10 protein-coding genes are annotated in these 7,247 nt (G+C 41.3%); 5 read left to right on the plus strand and 5 right to left on the minus strand.

Annotated features, from left to right (window positions below; translation table 11 throughout):
- Positions 1-159 precede the first annotated feature (159 nt).
- On the plus strand, positions 160-639 hold the full coding sequence (locus tag ACI0FR_RS09500; RefSeq protein WP_404906028.1) for a nucleoside deaminase: 480 nt from the start codon (positions 160-162) through the stop codon (positions 637-639).
- Between the two features lie 55 nt (positions 640-694).
- Here ACI0FR_RS09500 and ACI0FR_RS09505 read toward each other — a convergent pair whose 3' ends face one another.
- Positions 695-994 carry a helix-turn-helix domain-containing protein gene (locus ACI0FR_RS09505; RefSeq protein ID WP_374831833.1) on the minus strand — a complete coding sequence of 100 codons (300 nt, stop codon included), beginning with the start codon at positions 992-994 and terminating at the stop codon, positions 695-697.
- A gap of 160 nt (positions 995-1,154) precedes the next feature.
- Between ACI0FR_RS09505 and ACI0FR_RS09510 the strand changes: the two genes are divergently transcribed.
- The gene (locus ACI0FR_RS09510; RefSeq protein ID WP_404906027.1) at positions 1,155-1,364 is read left to right on the plus strand and encodes a hypothetical protein; all 210 of its coding nucleotides are present in this window, start codon (positions 1,155-1,157) and stop codon (positions 1,362-1,364) included.
- A gap of 10 nt (positions 1,365-1,374) precedes the next feature.
- Here the strand turns inward: ACI0FR_RS09510 and ACI0FR_RS09515 are convergent, their stop codons facing one another.
- Complete coding sequence (locus ACI0FR_RS09515; RefSeq protein WP_404906026.1) at positions 1,375-1,929, minus strand: AAA family ATPase; 555 nt, start codon at positions 1,927-1,929, stop codon at positions 1,375-1,377.
- A gap of 2 nt (positions 1,930-1,931) precedes the next feature.
- Complete coding sequence (locus tag ACI0FR_RS09520) at positions 1,932-2,489, minus strand: P-loop NTPase family protein (RefSeq protein WP_404906025.1); 558 nt, start codon at positions 2,487-2,489, stop codon at positions 1,932-1,934.
- Positions 2,490-2,498: 9 nt separating this feature from the next.
- Here ACI0FR_RS09520 and ACI0FR_RS09525 point away from each other — a divergent pair, with 9 nt between their 5' ends.
- Complete coding sequence (locus ACI0FR_RS09525; protein ID WP_374831841.1) at positions 2,499-2,657, plus strand: hypothetical protein; 159 nt, start codon at positions 2,499-2,501, stop codon at positions 2,655-2,657.
- Positions 2,658-4,089: 1,432 nt separating this feature from the next.
- Entirely contained in the window at positions 4,090-4,368 is a 279-nt protein-coding gene (locus ACI0FR_RS09530; RefSeq protein WP_374831843.1) for a hypothetical protein, read from the plus strand.
- 1,029 nt (positions 4,369-5,397) lie between these two features.
- Here ACI0FR_RS09530 and ACI0FR_RS09535 read toward each other — a convergent pair.
- Together ACI0FR_RS09535 and ACI0FR_RS09540 are read right to left on the minus strand one after the other, a co-directional pair.
- On the minus strand, positions 5,398-5,745 hold the full coding sequence (locus tag ACI0FR_RS09535; RefSeq protein WP_404906024.1) for a hypothetical protein: 348 nt from the start codon (positions 5,743-5,745) through the stop codon (positions 5,398-5,400).
- A 202-nt stretch (positions 5,746-5,947) separates the two neighbouring features.
- A complete protein-coding gene (locus ACI0FR_RS09540) occupies positions 5,948-6,082 on the minus strand; it encodes a hypothetical protein (RefSeq protein ID WP_404906023.1) in 135 nt (44 codons plus the stop codon).
- A 436-nt stretch (positions 6,083-6,518) separates the two neighbouring features.
- Here ACI0FR_RS09540 and ACI0FR_RS09545 point away from each other — a divergent pair, with 436 nt between their 5' ends.
- A complete protein-coding gene (locus ACI0FR_RS09545; RefSeq protein ID WP_374831849.1) occupies positions 6,519-7,055 on the plus strand; it encodes a lipocalin family protein in 537 nt (178 codons plus the stop codon).
- The last annotated feature ends 192 nt before the right edge of the window (positions 7,056-7,247 follow it).

Raw genomic sequence — 7,247 nt, forward strand, 5'->3', positions numbered from 1 at the left:
AATTTATTGAATATACTTTATTCAACGAGAAATTATATTCTTCAAGCTATAAAATTGATTTTATTCCATTTAATGAAATTGAAGACTGCGGCAGAAATATGCGCATCCTGTTTTTTTCAGGAAAATATAAGGCAAAAAAACTTCGAGAAAGGAACGTGGATGATTACGGAAAATGATCATAAATATCTGCAACGCTGTGTCGCGTTGGCAAGTGCGGCTGTTGATAAAGGCGATGAGCCCTTCGGTTCGATTTTGGTATCCGCTGATGGCAAAATTCTCTTTGAAGATCACAATCACGTCGCAGGCGGCGATCATACCCAGCATCCGGAATTTGCCATTGCCCGCTGGGCTGGGCAAAATATGTCACCAGAAGAACGACGGACTGCCACAGTTTATACATCCGGTGAACATTGTGCGATGTGTGCAGCGGCGCATGGCTGGGCGGAGCTTGGCCGCATTGTTTATGCCAGTTCCACAGAACAATTGATCACTTGGCTAAGCGAGCTTGGCGTAAAATCAGGCAAAGTTAAGCCGCTTCGCATTGGTGAAGTGATCAAAGATACAGTGGTTGAAGGGCCGGTCGAACCTTTTGCCAGTGAAGTGCATAAGCTTCACATCCGCTTTCATCAGCAAAAATAAATGTTGTAATCAAATTTAAAAAGCGACCCGTAAGGGTCGCTTTGTTTGAATGAGTTCAAGGCACGTCATCCGAGCGCACAATGCCTCCTTCACTTTCCAGTGTCGAAAGGCGTCTGGTTTCCGAAGCGGTGAATTTCAACCGTACACCGACACCGCGTGTATCTTCCGGTATAAAGACTGCGCCTAAATCTTCCAAGGCATCTTGAAGTTTTTCGATTGTGGCAGCGTCAGGTTTATCGAGCTGTCTTTCGAAATGCTCAATCGTTTTTTCATCAACGCCTGAAGTGGAAGCTAGTCGGTCGCGAGAAATTTCAGTTAGTGCTCGTGCTGCACGACATAGTGGCCCGGTTATCATAGTGTTCTCCTTGCAGTCATTGCGATCGTAGTGCTTGTTATTGTAATGATCTAAACCCGTCTTGGTTCCGTAATTTTATGATCTTGCTATATTTTACAGCAGCTTCAAGCTATTATTGTGGTACTTTTATAAATACGCGCTTTGGATACCGGTGCACTGTATGACCAGAATTATTTTGATGAGTTTCGGGGTTCTTATCTGTGCCGGAAGTAGTTTATATTTCTATTACCTGAGCAATTTCTGGTGCAATGCGGGTATTTTTAAATGTCTGAAATTTACCGATGATTGGGCAGTCAGTGTTTTTTATATTCCGACCGCGATTGGTATCTTCTTTATTCTAGCCGGTTTGATGGTCAGTCGAAAAACCTGAAAACGCCAATTTAAACAATATCGGCTGTTTGATCGAGAATAAATTGAACGCGGCTGGAAAGCGCCAATTTAGGCACTTCAATCAGCTGATAGCCGAATGAGCGATAGGCCGTAACCATCGCATTATAAGTATCGATTGCAATTTCAAAGGTTTGTTTGCGTTCTTCATCCTGAGCGTAAATGTCTTTCCAGGGTGGCAGAATAAAGACTTTATTATTATACCGATAATGATCAGCGGCCTTAACAATATGCGCTGGCACTGCAAGCGCAGTGAGGTTCAAATAACCGATAATATCGGGTACGCCACGATCAAAAAAAGTCAGGCATCCCGCTTTTTCAGCTATATGCCATGAGCGCATTTCCCAACCTAGCATTTGTTCGGCAAAACCGGCAGGATCAATCCAGGGGCGATAAGGGCCTTCAATCAAATTCTGGCTTTGAATAATGCCTCTGCCTGCCTCTTCAGAAGTGTGACAGCCTTGTTGAGCCAAAGCATTCAACAGGCTGGTTTTTCCGGCACCCGGCCCACCTGTCAGAACGATGAATTTGTCAAATACATTGTTCATAATTAACCTCTTTGTCGTTTGCGGGTATAAGCTTGTAAATCCCAATCTTTATAAAGAGCTCTGAGTTCATTGGTTAAGTGCACTTCGACAAGCGGCAGTTGCGAAGCGTGTAGAATTCGGGAATATTTTTGATCACTATCTTTGGTTTTGAAAGCAATCCAGTCGATCATTTCCCATTTGATGCCATCTTGTGCACCCTCCAAATGGCCGGCACGATCAGGATTATTGAGGAGGGTCCGTTTGAAATAACGGTATAGGCGCAACCAACGATTGGATGTCAGCAGGATGGCGCCTGTTGCCCGCTCAAGCCGTGCCGGCATTAATTTGCTGTAATTGCCTTCAATAATCCATTGATCTTTTAGAATCGCCTGATTATGCAAGTTTTCAAACTCTTCATCGGCGCGCATTTTCCAATTTGTGTTGGGTAAATGGCGAAATTGATCAAGATGGTATGCAGGAACGCCAATTTTGCGTGAAATGGCAACAGCTAATGTGGATTTACCTGCATTTGAAGGGCCAATAATAACGATACGTTTCCCTAGAGAATTTAAAGGCAGCATAAAAACACCATGACTTATTGTGGTTTTAAAGAAGCGGCAATTAAGATTGAGGGAGTTGAAGCATTATCTTGTGCTATTGTCGCAAAATATTTTCCGGTCACGCCGGAATATTTAAATCATGAAGAGAGTTTGGTGGGTGCGACAGGGATCGAGCCTGTGATCTCCTGATTAAGAGGTCGGAGTTTTTTCTTGTTTTCGTGTCTTATCCTTATAAATGTCAATAGTTTTTCTTCAATTAAATTAAGTGGTTATAATTGAAGTGTAAACTATTTTTGCTCGTTTAATTATGTTGTAGAGCTCAATATTCTGGTCATCTAATTTGTAATTATGCGAATTGGTTTATGGGAAGCTATCTTTAAAATTGAAAAAGGTTGTCTGTATTCAGGATAAGCTATTAACCAATCTAGGAAGTCATGAAGTTTTTCGCCATTATAAATAATTTGGGAATGTGCTCGGGCTATTTGATTTTTTGTATATTAAAAATATCATCTGAATAAACATGGGCGAATTTCACCCCGATATCATATACAGTTGATTTAACTGAATCGACTATAATTCTATTGAACTAAGCATCGGGGCATCCTAAAATATTGATAATAAAATTACTTTTACTATTATGTACTCTATATAAAAATATATTTTTTATTTTCAGCGTCATCATAATTAAAAAGTGAACATAACGAAACAATTAATCTTGTATTTTTTAATTTATATTTAAATAATAAATCTATTATGGATATATATTTTAAATCTTATTTATATAAATTGCAACTGATAAGGAACTCTTTGCTTGTTTCGCTACAAATTTCTTACTTACGACCAACATTTCTTTGACTAAGCCTAAATCAGCTTCGCCTTGGATAAGCTGATATTATGCCATTTGCATTGGAGTTAAGGCTGCACTGCCTTGGTTTTTTGGCTGCACTGATTGTTGTTTCAGTATGAATTTCAAGTGCCGCGCTTATGCTGCGAGCTCCTTATTATCTACTAGATCAAGCGGGTTGATGCTGTACAAAAAAACCTGCCGCTTCTAACTGCCTCCAAATTGAGGAGCGGCTGTCTGAGCCGATGAAAAGGCTTCTGTGGTGACGGTCACAGGTGCGGTGACGAAGATGCGGATTTCCAGATAGGCATCACGCAAGCACTTGTTGAATCAGTAATAAAGGAGCGGGAGTTCCTCACCATATTCCTGGAGCCAGTCAGCCGACCATTTGTGGTAGTTTTTCCATGCATTTTCATAAGTTTTGACTGTTTTGAATAATCGCGGGGGTGCTTAGCAGGTCGACGGCGGATATGGCTGTAACCTTTTGTGCATCTGCTAAATCTGTGTGTGCAATCTTTAAAGCTGCGGACATTTTCTAACTCTATCATTTAGCGGATCACGGCTATTGTCTCTTCCCGCTGTTGATGGATTTAAATTGCCAATATGGTAATTATTCCATGTACACTTTGCATCCGACCGGGCATCTGGTCGAATTAGAGCAACAAAAAAACTGCACTGGCCGGCCTGATTCCGGATAGTTAGGTAATACTAAACTTAGGTGCTATAATGTTTTTGTCTTCATTGGGTAACCCATTACGAAGGCGGAGGGATAAAAACATGTCATCCAACAATGTAATCACTCAGCTATATTCTAAGGATATTGCCATTATCAATGCAGCACTTTTACAGGTGTGTACTGCAACTTTAATTAAAATCGATAGTACTGAAGGTCAAGCATTAGCTAATTCAGCAATGCGTCAGTATTTAACCGGCAAATTTCATCAAAAAAAGCTAGTCGATTATCTTCTGACTTCCATCAATATGTCGGATAGGTTGCAAAGACGGGTGGAAAGAATTGCTGAAGCAATACCGATTAGCCGGTCCAAAACAGTTTAAAACGACCTATGAGGCTCAGTTCGATTAGGTACAGAAATAAATTTGCTTCCAGTAAGGCTATTTAGTCTGTCATACTAAAAACCCCGCTAGTACGGGGTTTCAATTACATTGCATATTGAATTGGTTTGAATTTTCTTTTTGTCAGGCTGCATTTGAGCCTACAGGGCTACGTATTAGTCTTTTTCAAGTAGCTTGAGTAGTTGTTTGTTAACCATAAGTATATTGACAATTGCTAGTCATCATAATCCCATTCTATGGAGTGGATCAGATGGCAATATTTTAAGTGGTTCAATCAAGCAGTGCGGCTAAAGGCGGCTTTAGAGCAGATAATCCGGTTGTCAGCACAATTAACAAATCAAGCTATCCGCATGGTTATAAGGCTTGCAGAGCGTAAGCCAATGGTCTTGGCGCTCAGTGCGTGAAGGCAATGAAAAGACCGCGAATATCTAGAGCGTGTCGCACTTAATCGTATCCACTGTGCTCGCTCTAGCGTTTTGTTTTTACGCATGTCTTTATCCCAAAACCGGTGCCCACTTTTGGGAGACATGCTTTAGCTTTATATGGATGCGTTGGGGATGGCGTAATGAAACCAGCAACTATGCTTATCAATGACTGGTTCTCCAAGAACGGTGACGCTCGTAAGTTCAAGCAAGGAGAGGGGGCAATTTTAAGCTGTACAATTCTATCTTGCGGAAAAGTATATTGTCATTGCCAAGAAAGGCCTCCGCTACCGGACAGGGCATGGAGATTGCAGACATCGCAAAGACGTAGCGCGAAAATACCACCTACGGCGATTATCTTAAAGGTGATCTCGACGCTTTAGTTGATGATTGGGGATATAAAACACGCTAAGTCGTTGCTTGCTTCAGAGGAATGTACGATATTTTGTATCGTCGTGATTTGCAGTTAAAGCATAATCTGATTTAAGGGCAGTTTAAAACGCCCTTTTTCAGTTTGCGTATTTTAATTCTTAACTGCCCATTCCACATAGTTCTTCTATGGGATGGTAGCTTTTTAAGAAAATGAAAATTAACCAGCAGCTAGTGCATCCGCACATGCTCTTGCTAAATCGTTGTTAGGTTTATCCGTTCCCAAAGGAGTAGCCCATCCTGCTTTTTCAATGACGCTTCTTTTGTTATATCCTGCTACAGCTTTGAGTTCGGCTAGGATGTCTGTAACACGTGGGTCGCTTTGGGATAATGCAACGCAATAAGGTGTTAAGGCAGTACTTACAGCTGCGATTGATGCGCTGCTTGATTGCTGCTGAGCTGTCGACTGCGTAACCCAGCCTGCCCAGCTGAAACCAATCGCCCAAAGAACAAGTGCTCCGGCCACAGCTCCATAAAGAGCTGGTTTAATCCATACTGGCATATTCATGATGTATCCAATCTATATGGGTTAAAGTAAAAATATAATTTTCATAGTCATTATGCACTTGTGCGAATTCGCGTTTAAATCTGAGATGCCAATGTATATGTTATGAGCAAAGTTCATCATATTTAGGATGCTAAAAATGACTTAACTTCGTAGCCTCGTTATTTTATTTTATGAGAGGCCACCATAAAATTATAAGTAAAACTTATTTTTTTGACGGAGTTTTTTGAGGGATTGGAAACCGGCTGGCACCCGGTTCTGGTGTTGCTGTATTTGTTACCGTTTTATCTTTTTTAGGCTTTTTGGCTTCACGGTTTCCGCGATTCATACCTTTTGCCATGATGCATTCCTTTATTTGAACATAATTTAATTGATGTAATTTCTTCGTAAAATATCAGCAGAACTTAGCGTGGATTGCATTTCTGTTGTTTGTTGTATGCTTTAAATGCAACATGGTTCTCTTATGCTGAATTAAGCTAGGAACTGGTGATATACAGCGCATATTGGAGACGCGTATCAGAAAACGATTGTTTTTACGCATATTTCTGGAGGACACATCGCCATCCTTGTTGGGGCTAGGGGGTCGCACCCGTAACCGATAGCGCCCGCTTCAAATACTATCGAGGTACCCACCATGCGCTTTATGTTCTGATAAAGCAACAATGATGAGTGAATATGTCATGAGGTTATGCAAAGCGGTTTTGCTTTTTATCCATATCGCTTTGGGAACACTAAATACCTATATGCGTTGATGTTATAGCCAACAGGAGTTTGTTATGAGCGCTAAAAAGATATTATTGGCCGCAATAGGATTAGTCGCTGGCTATAAATTGTATAAAGCAAGCAATCCTAAAATTCCTGAGAATGTGGTACCGGTCACAGGGTTTGATTTAAACCGCTATCTTGGCAAATGGTTTGAAGTCGCCCGCGTCGATAACCGTTTCGAGAAAGGCTTAATCAAAACGACAGCCGAATATACTCTTAACGGTGATGGCACTGTAAGTGTACTAAATAGCGGTGTTGATGAAGTATCCGATCGACACAAACGTGCTTCTGGAACAGCTGTGTTTGTGCAAGGGAAAGACGTCGGAGCGCTGAAAGTTTCTTTCTTTGGTCCATTTTATGGCGGTTACAACATTGTCGCCTTAGACGAAGATTACCAGTGGGCGATAATCGCCGGATCCAGTCCGAAATACTTTTGGGTGTTATCCCGTACCCCTAATGTGCCAACAGAATTAAGAGAGCGGGCTATTCAAGCTGCTGTTAATATTGGGATAAATCCTAAAAATATTAACTGGGTAAGTCAGGCTTGAAAGAACAGATGCTTGTATAATCTTTTTATGTGCTTGAGGCACTTGGTTTAGCGCCCACTGCGCAACCTTTATTTTCCCATTCGCTTTGCTCTCCAGCATTATTAATGATGGATGTAATGGACTTGATGTGGTGGACGGCCTCCTGATCCGCTTTTGTGCGATAGTGTGGTTGTTTTTAAAAGCCACCAAGGA

The organism is Paenochrobactrum sp. BZR 201-1 (assembly GCF_044987585.2).
Classification (GTDB): Bacteria; Pseudomonadota; Alphaproteobacteria; order Rhizobiales; family Rhizobiaceae; genus Paenochrobactrum; species Paenochrobactrum pullorum.